This window comes from SAR324 cluster bacterium, from assembly GCA_015232315.1.
Taxonomy (GTDB): domain Bacteria; phylum SAR324; class SAR324; order SAR324; family NAC60-12; genus JADFZZ01.
In genome coordinates, this window is record JADFZZ010000008.1 from 101,138 (window position 1) to 121,101 (window position 19,964).

The window sequence follows — 19,964 nt, forward strand, 5'->3', positions numbered from 1 at the left end:
ACTCTCGACATATTCTATCTGAACATTTTAGTAATAGGTAGCATGCAACTCAATCTGAGTTACCAGCCCAATCTATATTGTTGATTAATTGATCCTATGTCCGAAAACTCCGCAAACTCAATCAATCCGGGTGAAATCCTGAATCGAATGGATTATGGTGTAAATGTTGTGGACAGCCAGTTTAATGTGCTGTTCATGAATCTCGCCTCAAGAAAGAAATGGAATATCATTGATTTCAATCCGGCAACTTATAAGTGCCATAAACTGTTGTTTGGCAACGACACTCCTTGTTCCAACTGTCCCCTGCGTCAGATGGAACAGACCGGAGATCCCTCTGGCCAGATCGTCGGGGCACTCAACACCCCGGATTATCCCAACCACAGGGTAAAATATCATCGTATGGGCCATCAACGATTTGTACAAACCCTGACGGATATTACCAAAGAAACCGAACTGGTGCGTCAAGTCACGATTCAATCGAAGGAAACCCAGGCACAAAATATCATCCTCAAGCGGCAGCGGCAGCAGTTTGAAGACAATTCGGCATTTCTTGCTTCAGTATTCAATGCGATCCGGTCTGGATTTCTCATTCTGGACTCACCCACCACACTCAATGCCACATCCACCAACAAAGCGTTTATTGATTTTTTTCAGCCGGCCTCAGAAAAAGAAGTCCTTTCCAAAAAATGCTACCAGCTTTTTGGTTTTCAGCGCAGGTGTCCCGCATGTCCGATTGAACATATCAATGATCGCACTGATTTTTCAAGCATGCGTTACCATCAGAATGTGGCAGATTATACCCTGACTGAATTTTATTCTGTTTTGCCTGATGGAAAAATTCTTCTGACCTTTGAAGACAGTACCAAGCGGGTCCAACTCGTTCAACAGGTGAAAGAAGATAAAGAAATCATTGAACGTCAAAACCAGATTTTCAGGGCCTTGCTGGAAACCGGAACGGACATCCAGACAACCAAAGAACTGGATGAACTCTTCACGGTCACACTGAATCAACTCCAGAATCTGTTCTTTAATATCAATTTCGGGATTATTCTGAATGGTGAGCGCGCCAATATCATTGAAAGTGCGGTCTTTCAGGGATTCAGCGTCGAGGAACAGCTCACGATGGTGGAATACAATCTGCAACTTCTGGAACCCGGGATTTCTGAAATCGTGATTGAACAAGTGAAAGAACGTTATAAGGCGCAACCGGGAAATCAGGTTCATTCAGAAATGAATCATATTTCCATTTTGCCAGTCAAGGGACGAGATCGAAAGAATATTGGGAAACTACTGGTCAAAGGTCCAGAGCTTGACAAACACTCGCTTGAAATTATTACTATTTTTCTGGAACAATTGGCGGCTGTCGCAGAAAATAAACTGTTGACTAAACAACTTGAAAAAATGGCCAACACGGATCCGCTGACAGGTGCTTATAACCGAGGATTTTTTGGCAGGGAACTGGATTCGGCAATCCAGAATGCAAAACGTTTCTCTATTGCTTTTTCCATTTTGTTATTAGATGTTAATGGACTCAAACGAGTCAATGATGTCTTTGGCCATGAGGCCGGTGATGAAATGATCATCACTGTTGCCGCTCTGTTGCGTGAGGTGTGTCGCCGCACAGATATTGTTACCCGGCTTGGTGGTGATGAATTTGTTGTTTTGTGTCCATCCACTGACTTTGCCCAGGCACAGCGTTTGCTGGAACGCATCCGGGAACGTGAAGAGCGCACCACCATGGTTTGCACACATTCTGATGGAACCAAGGAAACAATACCCGTTCACATGAGCATTGGAACAGCATGTTCGGAAAGCGTGGTGCCGGAGGAAGTTCTGAAAGAAGCAGATACTTTGATGTATGCGGATAAAGAAGCCTATTATGCGAACAAGGCAAAATATCGTTAATTTCATGATGTGGACATAATTCAGTATGGCTGAAAAAAAGGCTGCGGGAAAAATTTTTATCGGACAAGTGTTGCAGATGGCGCAAAGTCTGGAAATGGGAGATTTTTCTCATGTTCTGCAACAGGAAGACGGGGCCATAGACGAATCTGCCGGAGAAGTGGCGGATATTTTCAATCAACACCTTCAGAATCTGAAGTTTCTGGGCCAGTATATTCCGGCAATCAAAACAGAAATTTCAAGGTTGATTGACGGGATTTATGATGTATTGCAAACCATTGAAAAAGCGTCGATCCGCGTGTTGGATAATACTGACGGTATTCTGGAACAACATGATATCATCGAGCAGGGAATCAAACAGCTCAAGCATAATCCGGCCATAGCCCGGGTGATAGGAAAACGACTGGACAACGTTCAAAACGCCCAGAACAAATCCCGCATGTTTGTGTTTGATTCCATTCAGGCTCAGGAATTTCAGGAATTGACCAAAAAACAGACTGAAATGATGGTGGGGTCCTTGCAGGAACTTCAGGAAAAACTGAACACCCTCCAATCCATTTTTTGTTTGCAGGGAGGAGAAGACGCGCCTCATCCTGAGGACAATCAAACATCCGCTGAAGATGGGGATGATTCAGGCAATACGATTCAGGATTCAGTGGATCAACTTCTGGCAGAATTCGGTTTGTAGGAGAAACATGAATCTTGATGAACTCAGACTCCGAATTGATGAACTGGATGAAACAATACTGCGGTTAGTCAATCAGCGTGCAGAATGCGTCAGGGAAATCGGTCAGATCAAACGCCAGTCCAATCAGGATGTGTTTGTGCCTGAACGTGAAAAACGCATCATGGAACGACTGATTAATCTCAACCAGGGGCCGCTTTCTGATCATGCTGTTCAGCATATTTTTCAGCAAATCATCGAAACGCTGAAAACACTTCAATAATTAAGCCACGTTGATTCATATGCTCAAGGGAATGAAGTTGACGATGACATTACGATGGTGGCTTTTGAGTATATTCAACCAGAAAACAAATTCATTCAGACTGAACAATCGAATTGAGACTGACCTGTGACACTGCGCTTTTTCCAATGTTTGTGCTTAATTCCAGGTTCATCTCTTTTCCACAGTTCAGTGGCATGTCACAGGCGCCCTCATTCGGGGCGTTATCCCCCTCAAAAAATGAAGCGAACCAGTAGAATGGATAATTTATGTCAAATGATGACTTAGCAGAAGATCGTGAAACTCGAATTGAAAATTTAGAGCGTAAGATTGAGGAATTAACAGGAGAGGCATTCGATTCATTCTGTTCAGAGGAGTGTTCTCCAGAACTTAAAGAGAAATTTTTGGAGTCTGTGCTTGCTTTTGAGGAAGGACAACATTCTCAATTGTTTGATACATTGATCAATGGCGGTTTGAGTTTACCCTCACCAGAAGAATTAAACGATGCTGACCTCATCAAAAAATTATGGGAAGTCATTCATGCTTTATCGTTGCTTGGAGTTTTTTTGTATCACACCGATCATCTGAATGATCGTGAACTTTATGAGCATTTGTGGCATGACACCTTACGAGAAGATGCCTTTATTCAACCTGGCAATCCAGATTATGCTTATCATCTCGACATCATTGGCAGTGGGAGTGAAGAAGACATTTTCATTCTTTTGAAATATTACGCAGACGAGGAAGAACGTAGAGAATGGGAGAGCGAGTTCTCTCAAGAGGATTTTCCAGCCCCTAAGAAAAAGCCTTATGATCGGGATTGCCATTTACCAAAACGAGAAAACTGGAGTGAAGGGCAGTGCTAAAATGAAAACTTGAAAAATGAAATAACAATCACATGCACGCAAGATTCAGGCAAGTTGGAAGTTCGTCTACTTAACCAAATTTGGTTCTGCCCCACAAGCCCCTGATGTTGGTCGTTCGGTATTTTCATCCTCTCACCTGAAGAAAAAAGGTAGTATTCTTGGATTTGAAAGAGCTTGGTTTTGATCACTGGTATAAAGATCAGGTTGGCATGGAATTTCCGCCAGAACATAGTCTTGCCCGTGTATCTGCCGTTGATCGCGGCCAGTACATCATTAGGAATGAAGAGGGAGAAATCTCCGCTGAACTTACAGGAAAATTTCTATACCTTGCGGAATCATCGGTTGATCTACCCTGTGTGGGAGATTGGGTTTGTGTACAATATCATGATGTTGGTTCATTTGCGGTGATCCACAATATCCTACCAAGAAAGTCTTTCTTACGTCGAAAGTGTTCTGGTAAAAATATCAATTTTCAAATGATTGCAGCCAATATCGATAGGGCTTTTATTATCCAATCTTGTGAGTTTGATTTTAATTTGAGCAGACTTGAACGATATTTGGTGATGGTCAATGAAGCCCGTATTGAGCTACTGCTGGTTTTGACCAAAGTAGATTTAGTAAATCCTGAACAATTAGAACAGATGGTTGCTAAAATTCAGCAGTATGGTGTTAAGAGTATAGCCATTAGTAATGTGACGGGTATTGGAATAGATCAAATCAGAGATACTATGGAGAAGGGAAAAACCTATTGTCTATTAGGTTCCTCAGGTGTCGGAAAAACTACGCTCCTTAATCATCTCATCGGAACAACTCCTCTAAAGACAACTCCGGTTAGTGGAACAGGAGAAGGTCGACACACGACAGTACGTCGTCAACTCCTGTTGCTCGAACAGGGTTCTCTAATGATTGATACACCGGGAATGCGTGAACTTGGAATCTTAGGGATGAATGAGGGGATTGATGAGAGCTTTTCAGACATCACTAAACTTACGACCTTTTGCAGATTCTCAAATTGTACCCATACAAATGAGCCTGGCTGTGCCTTGGTTAGAGCTATAGACCAAGGAGAACTGAGTCCAGAGCATTACTCCAACTATCTGAAAATTAAGAAAGAATCTGTTTTTAATGAAATGTCCTATATTGAAAAACGTAAAAAAGATAAAAAGTTTGGACAGTTTGTTAAAAATGTCCTGAAACACAAAAATAAATGAGCAATTGGGACACCGAACGAATAAAGATAGATTGTGCGAAGCCACAATCTGATCCGATTGTTGGACAAGCCCATTTGATGCATGGTGTTCTAACCTTATTTTTAGGGGGGCCAGTGTAAACACGATTAAGCCTCAAAATTCATCGGATATCATTCCCCATTAAATTGAGGTTTTCGTTTTTCAAGAAACGCACGGTATCCTTCCAGATAGTCCCGACTGCCAAAACAGCGGTCCATTGCGTCATGCACCTTGCGTTCATCATGTTCGTTGGGATTTTCCTTGAGATAATTGTCAATGGCTACTTTAGAGGCTCTAACGCTGAGCGGCGCGTTATGGGCAATGGTATTGGCATATTTTTCGGTGAAGGCCTGAAGTGAATCGGGCGTCACGCATTGTTGGATGAGGCCCATTCGCATGGCATCGGTTGCATCATAGACTCTGGCGGTGTAAAGCATTTCACGGGCAAATGCAGGCCCGACCACATCAACCACCCGTTTCACATTTTCATAGCCATAGGCAATACCGAGTTTGGCTGGTGGAATAGAAAATTTGCAGTCATCGGCGGCAATTCTCAAATCACAGCTCAGGGCAATGGCGCACCCGCCACCCATGCAGAATCCGCGGATCATGGCAATGATGGGTTTTTCTGATTCACGCAACGCCTGAAATGCCGCATAGGTTGTTTCTTCATAATGTTTGACCGCAGCCGCAGTGTTTCGGTTGGTTTCAAATTCAGAGATATCCGCTCCGGCAATAAAAGCCTCTTCCCCGGCTCCTCGCAGGACCAGGACACGAACGTCAGGGTCCTGATTGAAGTACGCAACGATTTCAGGAATGGTGCGCCACATATCGAGACTGACCGCATTTCGTCGTTCAGGTGTATTGAAGGTGATCCAGCCCAGAGGTCCTTGTTTGTGAGCCAGAAGTTTGTTATTGGCAAATTCTTTCATGACACGATCCTTGATTGATTATTGGTTTAGATAGTGATGGTATGATTTAAATCATGCTGAGGAAAAAACAACCGTTCGATTTTTAGTCGGACATCTCGTTCAGATCAAGTGAAAGTCCTTCACGGGAACACGCTTCCAGATAGCGGTTATATAATCCGCTCTGATCCTGCGACACAGGGAGTTTGCTGGCTGACAATGATTTTTGTCCAGTCAACAGCAGTTTTTTAGTCACTTCCCTGGGAATTTGCAGAACAGTGCGAAGCGTGTAGGCAAACAGGCAGGCTGAAGCATGTCCTGTCAGAATTTGACGCCGAATCTGAGGGGAAATGGTCTGTTTTCCGAGACATTTGAGGCTTTGTCCATACAATGCGAGGGTTTCCTTGAGATGATGATCAATCTGTTTTTTCCTGTCGGTTCCCTGTTCGGCTTCAAACACTTCCAGTCGTAGTTGTTCCATCCAGATCCGTGCCTGTAAAAAAAATGGAACAGGGCTTTGAGGCCGGAAAAACTCCATTTGTTTTGAAATTTTGAGCATTTCCTTGTGCAGGATTGAAACTTCAAGCAAGGTCAGCACCATGGCCATCAGCGAACGTTCAATTTTGTCGATGGACGCATCAGTCATCATTTCTTTTTTGTGCTCAAACATTTCTGAGAGAGCTTGGATGTTCAACGGTTGGATCAACTCAAACATGTGTGGCAACGATTGTTGATAGCGGATGATCTGATTGAGCAGGCGAAGATTGTCTTCAAAAATCTGATACACATCTTTGTAACGAGAGTCCTTGGTCTCATTCTTGTTTTTTTCCATGTGTCCCAGACCTGCTTTTTCCTGCTTCTGCTGAAAATATTTAACAAGATTTTTCTGATAGGTCCGATAGGCCGCAATGATCAGTTTGGTCATCATGGGGTCGCACATGCCACAACCGAGCGGAATCATGCTTTGCATCAAGACTTTTCGTGACTGGTCCACTTCCAGTTTTGCTCCGGCTTTGATGATGCTGGAAACCAGTGCGAGTCGGGCACTGTGCTGAAGCGGGTTCTGTTCCAGTTCCTTGACAAACTTCTGGTTTTTCTGGTTGGGGTTGTAGGGCAGAATTTCATAAGCAGATTTTCGGGCACGCGCATCATCAGTCGGAAGTTTTTCACGGGTTATCAGAATTTTCTGGAACAGGTTGGACGCCGAGTTCATCAGACCGGAACGGTGACCTTCAACTTCCTGGACACGAAGAAAAAATTCCTGATAATACAGGGAGCGTAAATCAGGAATGCACCCCGGATCAGTAGGATCAAAAATACTGTTCAGATAACTCCGAGTGCCTGGAGTTTTGCTGTTTTTCTGTTTGAGTGCGCCGGGATTCTGGGCCATGATGATTGTTTCCTGCCTTGTTTTTAGATAAGGAACATTCGAAAAATAACTTCCATAACTTTTTAAAAAACATTTCCTGCCGGACATGCGTAGAGACGCGCGTTTCGCACGTCTCTACAAACCTGGGCAAGATGCGGTGGTTAAATAAATTTGGTCAGTTATTCTTTTGTTGTTCCTAAGCGTCGTACCGTGGTTAGTTTTTATCTTCCCCCACATCCAGTGAAAACATTTTTTCAACCAGTTCCTTCATATTTTCCAGGGATTCACTCCATTCAAAGCTTTCCATTTGTGAATAGAGATCATCAAACATGCTCTTGACAGTTTCCATGAGAGCAATCTGTTTGCGGCGACGTTCGGCCTGAACCAGAAAAATTTCATAGTTCTGAATCACCGAAGTGAAAAAATCGAGTTCATCAAATACATCCGGTGATTCTGTGACAAAAAACAATTGTCGTTTCTTGCCCCAGAAACACCGTCGATCCTGATCACTGATAAACCATGTGTCCTGATTGTCTGCATGATTGGCCTGGTCAGCGCCAAGGAACAGCAGGTCTTTCAGTTTTTCAGTATATTTTTGATCCCCATACACCATTTCCAACGATGTGCTGGTTCCTGAAAAACTGACAATGAAGGGTCGATGCAGCACTTCCATGCTGTTGACGATGATGTCAAACAGTTGTTGGGCATTGCCATTGGAAACACGTTTGATCAGATCGGTAAAACTGCGTAGAACAACATTGTTGAAGGTTTTATGCAGACTCAACAACTCATTGATGGAAGCCGTCCTTCGGTGCATGGATGCGGCTTCTTCTTCGGAAAGCGGTTGTCGGGTTTTGTTTGAACTCTCTTTTTTGGCCTGAAGGAACAGGCGCAGAATATTTTTTTTGAGTGTGCTGCGATAACTGGTGTTAGGCTGATATTCAATCAGGGAAACATTGGGGTCCGTCGCTATTGTCTCCAGAATCTCTCTTCGCTGGGCGTCGGTGCGTGCCAAAATCAGAAATTTGCTCTGGGAAATATGTGTGGCAACAGGTTGGTTCCTGATAAAATCGAGAGTTTCCTGACATTGTGTGGCACTGATATCCCAGTCAAATACGATAATATGCGGTGTAAACATCAGACACGAACCAATCGCACCATCACCTGTATCCACATGAACAGTAAAGTTGCCTTCTTTCATGACCTCTGCCAGGCTTTTCTGGGTGTCCTTATGGTCATGAATCACCAGAATGACAAAATCTTCAGTAATCATTTGATGCTTCTGATTCTGGGTTGAGCCTACGGATTCCATTCTGGTAGTTTTGTTCAGATTCAACATAAATTTTCAGATTATCTAAAAAGGTTGCTGATTGAGTCTCACGTTTTCACAGTGCAATCACCCTGCATGACGGCCTCTGTTTCTGTCTATAACAAAACGAATGCGTTTGGGCTAGTATTTCATGGCTGATTTATTATGTCCTTCTGGAAAGAGAAAGGTAAAGACCAATGTTTGTTGTCTTCAAGGCAGAAAACACGACAGAAGAAGTCCCTCGTGGGAAGGCTACGGGATAGAACATGATAGACGTTGACGTCCATTCAAGATCAGAAGCGAAGCAGGCGGTTTATCCTGAAACATTTTTTAAGAGAGGTGTTTCATGGCCCGGTACAGTGAATCCACAATAAAAAATTCTCTGAATTCATCGGCTTCATTTTGCAAAAGAAGTTCCTCAAGCAATTCCGCTTTTTTCTCAGGATCCGCAAAATGCAGTTCACTGTTTTTGATCAGATGAAGCTGAATTCGGAGTTCACGACCATAAACGTCAGAGATTGGAGGGACATCACCATATAAACTGATCACTTCATCATATTCTGACAGGGTTTCATCATCCAGATTATCATCATGGGAGGAGAACAGAACATCACGGTTCAACTGATCCAGAATGAGATTCCTGATCATTTCAAGTTTGTATAAAGGCGGGATAAGTCCTGTTTTTCTGACATGCCGGAGCAATTCCATGTTTGCCAGGATATTCTGGATCAAAGCCTGATAGAATTTGGGAAAATCATCCTGACTCAGAACCGAGCGTGATAAGCCGCTGGTGATCACCTCAAACAAAGCCCGTTCTTTGGTTTTGCGACGGAGGTTGTAGGAGGCCTGCATATCAAAAATAAGATACATATCCTCAAAAATATTTTCCGTGATCTGGTTGACAATTGTGCGATCAATTCCATCCGGGTTGATTTTCACTCTCTTGTAGTTTGCCCTCATATGCCTCGCTTATCAGTCTTCATTTGCATGTCACCAGGTTGTCTATCGGATCTGTCTCTGGTTTAATTGACCATCTGGAGAAATCTTTCCAGTTAGAACTTAAAAATATTTTTTTTTACCAGAAAAAGGAACTGTCAGAAAGAATACATGACACGTCCCACGCCATGCAGGATCAACCCTTTTCTGGTTTCAGGCGTGGAAAAATCATCAAAAGTAAACGCCTTACCGGGGCGGATACCATTCAGTTCAAGATCAAACCGTAGTTTTTTGTCCATTGCCCAGGAAATGATATTGTCCCACTCCAGACCTATGTAGCGCACATAAGTCCCTTTGTCATTGAATACTGGCTGGTCCCGATTCATTTCATACAGACCCGCTTCATAAAAAATGGAGTCATCCTCAGACTTTACCTTATACCGCAGTCCCTGCATGGAAGTGTTGTTGATGGAGTGTCCCAACCCTGTGCCACCACGTAAATTCATTTCGGAGCCATTGAAATAAAACCGGTTTCCCTGATAGGCTCCAGGCATGATTTCATAATATCCATACAATGTTTTCAGATAATTTTTCCCCACATTGTCGGGATCTTTGTGTTCCTTGTCTCCACGGGCGTAAAGATTGAGGAACGTGAGTTTGTGGTTCCCGAGCCGGTAGCTGAATTCAAATTCTGACGACAGCGCATTGAAACTGTGTTTGGCCAGTTTGCGTTCATCCAGTGGACTTCCCTCTCCCAGATTGGCTGGAATCAGCCCGTATTGGTCTTGCAACAGGTGATAGCGGCGCAAGCCCTGAGTGGCATTGACATCAAAACTCAGATTGATCGAGGAGGTTTCCCATAAAATCCGCAAGCCGCCAAATTGCTGTTCAAACGCGTCATAATACATGATGCGATTATCCAGATCACGCACATAGATATCATTTTGTCCCGGGGTGGAAACTTCATCATCGGCAGGAATCGGGGCACGGGCCGTGAGGCCACCCATCGGAATATTTCTTTCAGTATAAATGATCCGGTAGATTTCAACATTGAACTTGTTCAACGGATTCCCTGCTTCATCCACATCATCAAATATCGGATAATCCAGTGAAAGAAAATAGAGCATGTCGGATGGATGTGGTGCCGTTTTCATGGCGCCGGCTTCATAGCACCATGTCCCTGCGGTGCATTGCTGGGAAACTCCGGACAGAATTCCGGAAAACACCTTGCCGCGTCGGTCACCGATATTGATGTAATGTTTACCCAGTTTCAGGATGCCGTGCGGATTGGAATTGTATTCCAGATAGGCCTGACGTGCCTGGATGTCTGTTTCCTGGGACTGCGGAGTTCGGTGGCTGTTTTCTGTTTTCAGATCAGAGTCATTAAAGGGATCCTGAACCGCCTGAAGTTCCAGATTGATGGAAATCATGCGGTGCATGACGGAGCGGATCCTTAACCGGATTTCCTGATCAATCACCGTTTCACCGGATTCATACCTGCTCTCAATCCCCGGAACATCGCTTCCAGTGCGGTAATTGGCCCTCAACCGGTAGTCGCCTGAAAGTTGAATCCCGGGAGAAAAGGCCCAACGGTCTTCTTTTTCTTCAATATCACCGCGTTCCAGAGGAATAAAATTGGACTGGGCCAGACAACCCATGGAGTATCCAAGTAAAATCAGTAATATTCCCCAAAAACGAAGTGGCATAATTGATGACTCAGGTATAATGATGAAATGAATAAACTCATGGAAAAAGCCTGCACGAAAGGAAACACGTTAAAGAGAAATGCCAGTCATATTCAAGCGTTTTCTCCCGGCCTTGCAACCATGGACAACCGATTGTAACAAGGCGCTCAATAAACGGGCACCTTTCAGAAGTTGTGACAAGTAGCTGACAGTTTGAATGTGCCATTCCGACAGCGCGAAATACGAGCAACGAGGGATCTTAAACCTGTGGTAAAAAAAGCATTCCTTCAGCGAGAGGGCAAACTGCAAACAGAAAAATGAAAGGTCCCCAATTCTGTTATATTTATTTCCGGCGATCGCCTTATCCCTTGATTGTTAATGTGTCCTGAAACTATATGAAGCATTTTTCTGAACCCGACTCACAATCCGCGCAGTCTCTTGAAGGAGGTGCTCCTTGCTGAAAATGGATGAATCCCGAAAACGTCTGTTGATGCTGATCCTTGCGTTTCCCATGCTGATTGTGATCAGTGGCAGTATTTATATGTATGGCATGCAAATCCTGGAGGGTGAAGAACGCAGTTTTCTTCAAAGCATGGAATGGGCTTCTGAAACCCTGACCACAACCGGCTATGGCCGTGATGCGATGTGGCGGCACCCATTGATGATTCTGTTTGTCATCCTGTTACAGGCCATGGGTATGTTTTGGGTGTCGTTGATTGTCCCCCTTTATTTGATTCCTTATCTTGAGGCGCGTTTCAACATCCGCCTCCCTGTAAAAGCCGACAGCAAACTTTCAGGGCATGTGGTCATTTTTCGTTATGGTTCGACAATGACACGTCTGCTGCTCGAATTGAAACAGGCCGGCATTCCTGAACTGGTGATTGAAAGTAATGACTCTCTGGCCAGAAAATTGTTTGATAGCGGAATATCCGTCATTTATGGAGAAATGGAAGACGGGATTCTGAACCATGTCAATCTGAACAACGCCCGTGCTCTCATCGCCAACGGATCGGATGAAGACAATGCCGGCTTCGTGCTGACGGCCAGACAATTGGGGTTCCAGAAAGAAATTTATACGTTTGCCGAAGATCCATACCACCGCCATCCACTCATGCTCGTGGGGAGTACAGCGGTGTTTTCGCCCTATCACATTCTGGCCGCGGCTATTGTCGTACAGGCCACCACCGAAATTGACGCCAGAATCCCTGACATCAGGAAAATCGCTCCTGGAAAACTGTTTCTGGCAAAAATCAGGATTCATCCCTCCTCCGCCTTGGCTTCAAAAACCATCAGGGAAGCCCGGATCAGCGCGGATTTCGGGGTCACCGTGCTGTCACAGTGGGTCAAGGGAAATCTGCTGATTCCTGTAGACACTCAAATGCGGCTGGAACCTCATGGGATTCTGGTAGCGACCGGCACCAAATCCGGGCTCGAAAAATTGCGTCATGCCCTGGGAACAACCCTGGCCTCCAGAAAGGATGGCCATTTCATCCTGATCGGCTATGGGCAGGTGGGAAAAAAAATCAAGGAGTTGCTGGAAGCCCTCAAAGAGACTGTCACCGTCATGGATGCTGAACACAAACCCGGAGTGGATTTTGTAGGCAATATTCTGGATACAAAAATGCTGGAAAGCCTGGAAATCGCTTCAGCCAAAGCCATCATTCTTGCGGTAAATTCTGATAGCGCGGCTCTTTTTGCGACGGTTGCCATCAAAGATTTGATGGAAGAAGTCACGGTCATCACCCGAGTGAATCACGATGAAAATCTGGAAAATTTGTATAGTGCCGGAGCTGATTTCGCGATATCTGTCAGTCATGTTTCCAGCCAGATCCTGTCCTATCATCTGCTGGGGGAGTCCGTAAACAACCAGAAAAATGATCCGCTCCTCAAAGCAGTCAAGGTCCCGGCGTTGCATGGCCAGAATTTTTACAGCATCAATATGCGTTCCAGCACGGGTTGTTCCCTGATTGCTCTGGAACGACACGCTTCAGAACAAATCATCCACATTCCACCGCTTCCCGATGATTTTTGTTTTCACAAAGAGGACATTTTGCATGTTTCAGGCAATGAGCGGGAACTACAGCAATTTTGTGAGATTTATCATGCAGTAGCGGTTGATATTCACACAGCATGAATGTTCAACCACTACACGTGACAGGGGATTAATCGAGTTCGATGGAGGAGAGTAATTCGATCTGATCCAGCACTTTGCCTGTGCCGAGGGCAACGCAGGTCAAGGGATCTTCAGCATGAAACACGGGCAGACCTACCTGCTGACGCAACAGGACATCCAGACCAGACAGCAGAGAACCACCACCGGCCAGAACGATGCCCTTGTCCACGATATCCGCGGCCAGTTCAGGAGGCGTGCGTTCCAGTGCGTTCCGAACGGTCTGCACAATCACTCCGCTGACATCGGACAGTGCTTCCCGGATTTCTTCTTCGCTCAACAACAGTGTTTTAGGAATTCCGGTCACCAGATCACGGCCCCGTACTTCCTGTGTTTTGGGTTCGCCAACCGGATAGGCGGAACCGATCTTGATCTTGATTTCTTCGGCACTCCGTTCGCCAATCAGCAGATTATATTTTTGTTTGACAAACTGCATGATGGTTTCATCCATCGCATCGCCGCCAACTCGTGCGGAATCACTGTAAACAATACCGGCAAGTGAAATCACAGCAACTTCGGTGGTGCCCCCGCCGATATCCACGATCATGTTTCCGCTGGCTTCTGTCACGGGCAATCCGGCGCCGATCGCCGCGGCCATCGGTTCTTCAATCAGAAAAACCTCTTTGGCGCCTGCGGATTCAGCCGCTTCACGGACAGCTCTCCGTTCCACCTGCGTGATGCCTGAAGGCACAGCGATGATGATCCGGGGTTTGAATTTCATGAGGGAAAATCGCTTTTGTGTCAGTTTGATGAAATATCTCAGCATTTCCTGTGTGATATCAAAATCGGAAATGACCCCATCTTTCATGGGGCGAATCGCAGTGATGCTGCCGGGAGTCCGGCCCAGCATCAATTTTGCTTCCTGACCAACGGCCAGAACCTTGTAACTGCCATGCTGGTCCCGTTGAACAGCAACAACAGAGGGCTCACGTATGACAATGCCATGCCCTCTCATGTAAACCAGCGTATTTGCTGTTCCCAGATCAATAGCCAGATCTTGTGAAAAATACTTGCTTAATGACGCAAACGCCACGGTGTTCTCCATAATAAATCAGTGTAAAATCAACATTCTGAGCTTTCAGAACGCAACCTCCGACACACTTTAGAGAACCGCTTGAATAGAACAAGTTTTTTCTATTTTCGGCCTCAGGAGCCTGTTGTCCACACCTCACAAGAGCGCGTCAGCGCTTCCACGTCGTCATTAAAATTTATCATGATTTCAGGGGTTGATGTATTGCGTCTTGGTCTGATTTGTCTTATGGTTTGCGCCTGCATGCCAACAGCGTTCAATTTTTGATCATAATTCCGTTCAGGACGACTCATGAACAGCCTATTAAAATTTTTTGGAAACACCAATAAAAAGACCTTGAAGCGTTACAAACCGCTTGTCGCCAAAATCAACGAACTGGAACCCGCAATGAAGCAGTTGAAGGCTGAGGATTTTGCGGAAAAAACCCGTGAATTCCGGACTCGACTGCAAAATGGTGAGTCCCTGGATGCCCTTCTGCCTGAAGCGTTTGCCCTGGTTCGGGAAGCGAGTCTGCGAATCATCGGAGAACGGCATTATGATGTGCAGTTGATCGGTGGCATTGCTCTGCATGAAGGAAATATCGCTGAAATGCAGACTGGCGAAGGAAAAACACTGGCTTCGACTTGTCCGGCCTATCTCAATGCCTTGCCGGGAAAAGGGGTTCATATCGTCACTCCGAATGATTATCTTGCGCGCCGTGACAGTCAATGGATGGGGAAAATATATGGTTTTCTGGGACTCACAGTGGGTTTGATTCAGCATGGGTATTCCGACCAGGAACGAAAAGACAATTACAACTGTGACATCACCTATGGAACCAACAACGAATTCGGTTTCGATTATTTGCGCGATAACATGAAATTTTCCAAAGAGGATTTCACCCAGCGCGGCTATCATTACGCGATTGTGGATGAGGTGGACAGCATTCTGGTGGATGAAGCCCGAACTCCATTGATTATCAGTGGTCCGACGGAGGACAACATTGATAAATATGGTCGCATCAATCGTCTGGTCTTTGGTTTGAAACGGGAGATTCACAAAGAAGAAGTTTCAAAACTTCTGCCAGAAGAAAACTATGACATCCATCCCGACTGGGAGGCGATGGAAGATCATGACGTTGTCCGTACCGGTGATTACTCCCTGGATGAAAAATCACGCAACACGAACCTGACCGAACACGGTGCTGAAAAAATTGAGCAACGGCTGAAAGCGGCGGGCATGCTTAAAATGGAAAGCAGTCTGTATGATTTTGAAAACATCGAAATTCTCCACCATGTGACCCAGGCTCTCAAAGCGCACTATGTGTTCCGCAAGGATGTGGATTATGTGGTACAGAACCGGCAAGTGGTGATTGTGGATGAGTTCACCGGAAGACTGATGCCGGGCCGAAGATTCAGCGACGGACTCCACCAGGCTCTGGAAGCCAAGGAAAGTGTCCCGGTAGAGCGTGAAAACCAGACGCTGGCCACCATCACCTTCCAGAATTATTTCCGTCTGTATGAAAAATTGGGCGGGATGACCGGAACCGCGGAAACAGAGAAAGAAGAATTTAAAAAAATCTATAACCTCGGGGTTGTGGTTATTCCAACCAACAGGCAGGTGGTTCGGATTGATAATCCTGATGTGATCTTTAAAACCGTAAAAGCTAAATATCTGGCTGTGGTGAACCATATCAAACAACTGTATGCCACCGGGCAGCCTGTGCTGGTGGGGACCGTCTCGATTGAAGTGTCTGAAACGCTGAGCCGTATGTTGCATCAGGCCAAAATTCCCCATGAAGTTCTCAATGCCAAGCATCATGAACGCGAAGCGGAAATCATTTCGCTTGCCGGGCATTTCAAGTCTGTGACCATTGCGACCAATATGGCCGGGCGCGGAACAGACATCAAACCCACCAAAGAAGCGCTTGAAGTCGGGGGCCTCTTTGTTCTTGGAACCGGACGCCATGACAGTCGGCGTATTGACAATCAGCTTCGTGGACGATCGGGTCGTCAGGGCGATCCCGGCGCCTCACAATTTTATCTGTCTCTGGAAGATGAGCTTTTAAGAATTTTTGGTGGAGAGCGAATCTCCAAAATGATGGACCGCCTGAACATTGATGAAAATGAGCCCATCGAACATGTGCTCATTTCCAAGGCCATTTCCAATGCCCAGAAAAAAGTGGAAGGTCATCACTTTGAAATACGGAAACATGTTTTGGAATATGATGATGTCATGAACCGACAGCGAGCGGTTATGTATGGACGGCGCAGGGATATTCTGGAAGCGGACATCAAAAGTGTGTTTCTGGATATGTCGGATGAAATCATTGAAGAATTCATGGAACTGTATTGCAGTCACAAATATTCCGATCAATGGGATGTCCAGGAATTCAACCAGCAATTCATCAGTGTGTTTGGCATGATCCCCAATGAACAATGGTATGAGGAATCTGTTGCGCGCGATCAATATCTGGATATTCTGGTTAAATACTCCGAAGAAGTCTTCAATAAAAAAGCCACCTATTTTCTGGAGGTGTTCCGCAATACAGCTCAAGAAGGACAAACCGAGGCTGATTTTCAATGGATGTCTGAGGACCTGACCCGGCATGTGATATTAAGGGTGCATGACAATTTATGGAAAGAACATTTGCTGGCGATGGATCATCTCCGTGAAGGGATCGGTTTGGTGGGATATGCTCAGAAAAAGCCACTGGATGAATACAAACGGCAGGGGTTTGAAATGTTCCGCGGGTTGATTCACCGGATCAATGTCGAAGCCATTCGCACGTTTTATCATCTCACGGTGAATCAAACCATTGTCGAACCGATAGCTCCCAAAGAGCCTGAAATGGTGTTGATGCATGGAAATCCCGAAGAAATAAAAGATACCAAGCCGGCAAACATACCTGTCAGGAAACTTGATGGGGTGGGACGGAATGAATTATGCCCCTGCGGAAGCGGGAAAAAGTTCAAGAAATGTCATGGCCAAATTGAGCAGAGTGCCTGACAATCATGGTTATGAGGGCTGGTCTTCAGAGTCGTCCTGTGTCTGTGGAGGCCATTCCTTGACCAGCACCACACAAGTCCCTCCTCCAGATGGAAACTCAAACTCTACCGAATCAAACGCAGTTCTCGCAATGGTAATTCCGCGGCCATGAGACATTAAAAAATAGGCTGCCTCATCTTCCATAGCAGGAATTTCTTTCAAACTGAAGCCTTTGCCTTGATCCAGAATTTTGAGCTTGAGGGCTTGTTCGGTCAGCAAAATTTGAACTGTCATATAACGATCTGAATACGGTCTGGTTTCCTGCCGTTCCTTGATGGTATCAAAAAATTTTTCTTCGCCATCTTCAAGGTCCCTCAGGTCAGAAGATACCTCAAAATTTCCATGCACCATTCCATTCATCATGATTTCATACACGCCAATGCACATGATTTCCCGTTTGTTTTCCGGAAAATAATAGGCCAGCAGTTGATGGCACAAGGGCAGAATCTGTTGAATTTTATTCAGATGAAATATCCGCTCTTTTTCCAGAGAACGGGTCAGGTTCCATTGCCGTAACTCATACTGGCTTTGTTGCCATGAAATTTCATCACGGTGCCTGTTGAGCTGGAGGCTCAGTTCAATCGTCCGTTCAGCCCGTTGCAAATCTTGTGGCGTAAATGGTTTGGTGAGGTAATCAATGGCACCTGCTTTCAAGGCCTCAAGAACATCAATGGTAGAGTTTTTTGCGGAGATCACTATGATCGGAATAAAATGTGTTTCAGGATTGTTTTTTAGCCGATAGATCAATTCCATGCCGTTCAATTCAGGCATCATCAGATCCGTGACAATCAAATCCGGTTTTGCTCCGGATCTGAGAGCGGTCAGGCATTCATAACCATCTGCGGATTCGATAAACGTAAATTTGAATTTACGAATCACACGCAGACCGATCCTCACCGTGTCACGCACTGAAGGTTGATCATCAACAATCATGATGGTTACATTTTTTCGTTCAGTCATAAGCCTTCCTGAATCATACAGGCAATTTATTGCATATGTCGCAGAGCCATTAACAAAACAGAAAAAAGAGGCATGGATAAGGGGGATTCTATCCACTCAGTTTTAATCTGATTTGAATTTTGTATTGTATCCTCATAGCACTTATATCAGGTTCATAACGTATCAAAGAGCGAAAAGGAAGTCCCATTTATAAAAAAACCTGTTTTTTAGAGTCAGCTTATGAAAACCCTGAATCAATCTCGTCATATTCATTTTTCCGGAATTTGTGGAACCGCAATGGCATCCCTAGCGGTTCTCCTCAAAAACCGGGGCATCCGCATTACGGGTTCGGACAACAATGTGTATCCGCCGATGAGCACTTTTCTGGAACAAAACAGCATCGCCATTTTTGACGGATATTCTGAAAAGAACTTTCCTGAAATACCAGACCTGGTGGTTCTTGGTAACGCGCTTTCCCGGGGCAATCCTGAAGTAGAATGGGTGATGGCCCAGAAAATTCCATACATTTCCATGGCAGAGTTGCTCAAACTGTATTTCATCCGTGGCAATACCTCACTGGTTGTGACAGGAACTCACGGCAAAACCACGACAACGTCCCTGTTGTCATGGGTGTTTGACGTCGCCGGCAAAGATCCTGGATTCATGGTGGGCGGAATTGTGGAGAATTTTGGCACAAGCTGCCGGGAAGGGTATGGTGGTTTTTTTATCACGGAGGGCGATGAATATGACACCGCGTTTTTTGACAAGCGCTCCAAATTTTTCCATTATCTGCCTGATTTGCTGATTCTCAACAACATCGAATTTGATCATGCCGATATTTTTGATTCGTTACAGGATATTCTGAAGGCCTTCAGATACCTGTTGCGACTGGTGCCTCAAAATGGGTTGATCGTGGCTAATGGCGACGATGCCAATGTGATGTCGGTCATTGAGCACGCGTTCACGCCGTGTGTGACTTTTGGGAAAAATCTAAATTGCATGGTTCAGATCAGGGACATCATGCCAGTCGCTTCCGGAACCACCTTCACCCTGCACTGGCGTGACCGGCAAGATTACGAATTTCAGATTCCGCTCATGGGGGAATATAATGTGTCCAATGCCACAGCGGTTGCGATTTCGGCGATTCATTACGGAATCACACCCGAGCAGATTCAGCGGGCATTTGATCTGTTCAGTGGAGTAAAACGCAGGCAGGAACTGCGAGGCATTGCCCGGGGCGTGCTTGTGTATGATGATTTCGCGCATCACCCGACAGCAATTCAGAAAACGATTCAGGCCATTCGGCAACGACATCCACGGCAACGGGTGTTCGCGGTGTTTGAACCGAGAAGCAATACCAGCGTTATCAACGTGCACCAGGCAGCGATGGTCAGTGCGTTTGAAGGCGCTCATGAAGCGATCATTGCCTTGCCGTATCGGTTCGACAAGATCCCCGTCGAAAAACGACTGGATATTCAGGCTGTAGAACAGCAAATGCGTGAGCGTGGACAAATGTGTAAAACCTTTGCCAGAACGGAAGACATTCTGGAGTATCTGGTGAGCACGGTACAAAGTGGCGATGTGGTATTGATCATGAGCAATGGTAAATTCGACAACATCCATCTCCGCTTGCTGGAAATGCTGGAATAA

Annotated in this window: 15 protein-coding genes; 8 read left to right on the forward strand and 7 right to left on the reverse strand. The window is 45.3% G+C overall.

Annotated elements, in window-relative coordinates; all coding sequences use genetic code 11:
* Positions 1-96 precede the first annotated feature (96 nt).
* From HQM11_08410 to rsgA, 5 genes are all read left to right on the forward strand, one after another.
* A complete protein-coding gene (locus tag HQM11_08410; protein MBF0351042.1) occupies positions 97-1,905 on the forward strand; it encodes a GGDEF domain-containing protein in 1,809 nt (602 codons plus the stop codon).
* Positions 1,906-1,930: 25 nt separating this feature from the next.
* Positions 1,931-2,590, forward strand: a complete 660-nt coding sequence (locus HQM11_08415; GenBank protein MBF0351043.1) for a hypothetical protein — start codon at positions 1,931-1,933, stop codon at positions 2,588-2,590.
* Between the two features lie 7 nt (positions 2,591-2,597).
* Positions 2,598-2,849, forward strand: a complete 252-nt coding sequence (pheA, locus tag HQM11_08420; protein MBF0351044.1) for a chorismate mutase — start codon at positions 2,598-2,600, stop codon at positions 2,847-2,849.
* Between the two features lie 266 nt (positions 2,850-3,115).
* Positions 3,116-3,712, forward strand: a complete 597-nt coding sequence (locus tag HQM11_08425; GenBank protein MBF0351045.1) for a hypothetical protein — start codon at positions 3,116-3,118, stop codon at positions 3,710-3,712.
* A gap of 158 nt (positions 3,713-3,870) precedes the next feature.
* Positions 3,871-4,923 carry a ribosome small subunit-dependent GTPase A gene (gene rsgA, locus HQM11_08430; GenBank protein ID MBF0351046.1) on the forward strand — a complete coding sequence of 351 codons (1,053 nt, stop codon included), beginning with the start codon at positions 3,871-3,873 and terminating at the stop codon, positions 4,921-4,923.
* Positions 4,924-5,072: 149 nt separating this feature from the next.
* Here the strand turns inward: rsgA and HQM11_08435 are convergent, their stop codons facing one another.
* The 5 genes from HQM11_08435 to HQM11_08455 form a co-directional block, all read right to left on the reverse strand.
* Complete coding sequence (locus HQM11_08435) at positions 5,073-5,873, reverse strand: enoyl-CoA hydratase/isomerase family protein (GenBank protein ID MBF0351047.1); 801 nt, start codon at positions 5,871-5,873, stop codon at positions 5,073-5,075.
* Between the two features lie 82 nt (positions 5,874-5,955).
* Entirely contained in the window at positions 5,956-7,239 is a 1,284-nt protein-coding gene (locus tag HQM11_08440) for a hypothetical protein (GenBank protein MBF0351048.1), read from the reverse strand.
* Positions 7,240-7,432: 193 nt separating this feature from the next.
* Positions 7,433-8,557 carry a hypothetical protein gene (locus HQM11_08445; GenBank protein MBF0351049.1) on the reverse strand — a complete coding sequence of 375 codons (1,125 nt, stop codon included), beginning with the start codon at positions 8,555-8,557 and terminating at the stop codon, positions 7,433-7,435.
* 300 nt (positions 8,558-8,857) lie between these two features.
* Positions 8,858-9,466 carry a hypothetical protein gene (locus tag HQM11_08450; GenBank protein ID MBF0351050.1) on the reverse strand — a complete coding sequence of 203 codons (609 nt, stop codon included), beginning with the start codon at positions 9,464-9,466 and terminating at the stop codon, positions 8,858-8,860.
* Positions 9,467-9,621: 155 nt separating this feature from the next.
* Positions 9,622-11,169, reverse strand: coding sequence for a hypothetical protein (locus HQM11_08455; protein MBF0351051.1), 1,548 nt, complete (start codon positions 11,167-11,169; stop codon positions 9,622-9,624).
* 433 nt (positions 11,170-11,602) lie between these two features.
* Here HQM11_08455 and HQM11_08460 point away from each other — a divergent pair, with 433 nt between their 5' ends.
* Positions 11,603-13,282, forward strand: coding sequence for an NAD-binding protein (locus tag HQM11_08460; GenBank protein MBF0351052.1), 1,680 nt, complete (start codon positions 11,603-11,605; stop codon positions 13,280-13,282).
* A 28-nt stretch (positions 13,283-13,310) separates the two neighbouring features.
* Here HQM11_08460 and HQM11_08465 read toward each other — a convergent pair whose 3' ends face one another.
* Positions 13,311-14,363, reverse strand: a complete 1,053-nt coding sequence (locus HQM11_08465; GenBank protein MBF0351053.1) for a rod shape-determining protein — start codon at positions 14,361-14,363, stop codon at positions 13,311-13,313.
* Between the two features lie 276 nt (positions 14,364-14,639).
* On the opposite strand from HQM11_08465, the gene secA reads away from it, so the two are divergent.
* Positions 14,640-17,336, forward strand: coding sequence for a preprotein translocase subunit SecA (gene secA, locus HQM11_08470; protein ID MBF0351054.1), 2,697 nt, complete (start codon positions 14,640-14,642; stop codon positions 17,334-17,336).
* Between the two features lie 9 nt (positions 17,337-17,345).
* Here secA and HQM11_08475 read toward each other — a convergent pair whose 3' ends face one another.
* Entirely contained in the window at positions 17,346-18,335 is a 990-nt protein-coding gene (locus HQM11_08475; GenBank protein ID MBF0351055.1) for a response regulator, read from the reverse strand.
* A gap of 219 nt (positions 18,336-18,554) precedes the next feature.
* Between HQM11_08475 and mpl the strand changes: the two genes are divergently transcribed.
* Positions 18,555-19,964: a UDP-N-acetylmuramate:L-alanyl-gamma-D-glutamyl-meso-diaminopimelate ligase gene (gene mpl, locus HQM11_08480; GenBank protein MBF0351056.1), complete on the forward strand. Its 1,410-nt coding sequence runs from the start codon at positions 18,555-18,557 to the stop codon at positions 19,962-19,964.